At 77.1% G+C, this 1588-nt stretch carries 2 protein-coding genes; one reads left to right on the top strand and one right to left on the bottom strand.

Features of this window, described 5'->3' with window-relative positions; all coding sequences use genetic code 11:
- Positions 1 to 891: aminotransferase class V-fold PLP-dependent enzyme (locus NH602_RS30710; RefSeq protein ID WP_253069669.1), on the bottom strand; the 891-nt coding region annotated here is incomplete at its 3' end.
- A 37-nt stretch (positions 892 to 928) separates the two neighbouring features.
- Here NH602_RS30710 and NH602_RS30705 point away from each other — a divergent pair.
- Positions 929 to 1339 carry a secondary thiamine-phosphate synthase enzyme YjbQ gene (locus tag NH602_RS30705; RefSeq protein ID WP_073578137.1) on the top strand — a complete coding sequence of 137 codons (411 nt, stop codon included), beginning with the start codon at positions 929 to 931 and terminating at the stop codon, positions 1337 to 1339.
- Positions 1340 to 1588 lie beyond the last annotated feature (249 nt).

Genomic DNA, 1588 nt, shown 5'->3' with positions numbered 1-1588 from the left:
CTCGCGCAGGGTGTCGGCGAGACCGACGCAGTGCGCGCGCAGGCCGTCGGCGTCGAGCGAGGCCAGCCAGGGCAGCGTCACCGCGGCGCCGGCGTGGGCGAACCAGACGGGGGCCTCCTCGCCGCCGGCCGGTCCGGGCCGCGCGGGCGGGTCCGGGGTGTAGAGCCCGCCGCCCCAGCGGTCCCGGGTGCCGTACCAGCCCGCGGAGTGCGGGACGGGCTCCGGCCAGCACGCCCCGGCGGGCGGCCCGTCCACCCACGACGGACGCCGGGCCAGCCAGGCGGTGCCGCGCGGCGCGAGCAGCCACTTGTACCCGGCACCGACGACGGCGTCGGCGTCGTGCAGACGCAGCGGGAGCCACCCGGCGGCCTGGGTGACGTCGAACAGCAGCCGCACGCCGCTGCGGGCGCGGGCGGCGAGCAGTGCGTCGACGTCGGCGATCGCGCCGTCGGCGGACTGCACCACCGACACCGCGACGAGGTCGTGGTCACCGGCGTGGGCCGCCAGCTCCGGGAGCGGCACCTCGGTCACCCGGACCCCGCGGTGGGCCTGCACCGCGAACGGCCGGGTCACCGAGGAGAACTCACCGCGGGCGACGAGCACGCGGGTGCCGTCGGGCACCGACGCGGCGAGCGGACCGATCAGGCCGGAGGTCGTGGCGCCCTGCGCGACGTCGGCGACCGGCACCCCGGTGATCGCGGCGAACCCCGCGCGGGCCGCCTCGACGTCGTCGTCGAAGTCCTTCGGCGAGGCCGCGCCGACCGCCCAGCGCGCCACGACGTCGGCGACCACCGCCGACGCCCGGAGCGGCGGGATGCCGATGCTCGCGGTGTTCAGGTAGCCGGGCCGGTGTGGCAGTTCCCACCCGGCGAAGGTGACTGTGTCGTCCACGCTGCCCGAGCGTAGTGAGCGTCCTAGTGTCGGGGTCGTGCACAGCGAGCTGATCGAGATCCGGACCGGTTCCGAGGAGACCGTCGTGGACCTGACGCACCGGATCGAACGCTTCCTGTCCGACTGCGGTGCCGGTGACGGCCTGCTCAACGTCTTCGTGCCGCACGCGACGGCCGGCATCGCCCTCATCGAGACCGGCGCGGGCAGCGACTCCGACCTGCTCGAGCAGCTGCGCGAGCTGCTCCCCGCCGACGACCGGTGGCGGCACCGGCACGGCAGCTCCGGGCACGGGCGCGACCACGTGCTGCCCGCGTTCGTGCCGCCGTCGACGACGGTGCCGGTGATCGACGGCCGCCCCGCGCTGGGGACCTGGCAGTCGATCTGCCTGGTCGACACCAACATCGACAACCCGACGCGTTCGGTGCGGCTGACGCTGCTGCCGGGCTGAGCCCCGCCGCACGCCCCGGACCGCCGGGCGACCGCGGTCGGCCGCCCGCCGGAACACCGCGTCGGGGTCGCGCGACACCGCCGTACGCTGCGCCGGTGACCTCCGGCCGGACGACGACGACCGACCGCCCGGCTCCCGCGACACCGTCGCGCCCGGGCGACCCCTCCCCCGGATCCGGGCGACGGCTGCGTCCCGCGCTGGCCGCCGCCGTCGCCGTGCTGGTCGTGGCCGGCGCGGTGGCCGGGCTCG

It is taken from the genome of Pseudonocardia sp. McavD-2-B, assembly GCF_024124365.1.
GTDB classification, from domain to species: Bacteria; Actinomycetota; Actinomycetes; order Mycobacteriales; family Pseudonocardiaceae; genus Pseudonocardia; species Pseudonocardia alni.
This window is presented reverse-complemented; position numbering and strand designations above follow the sequence as displayed.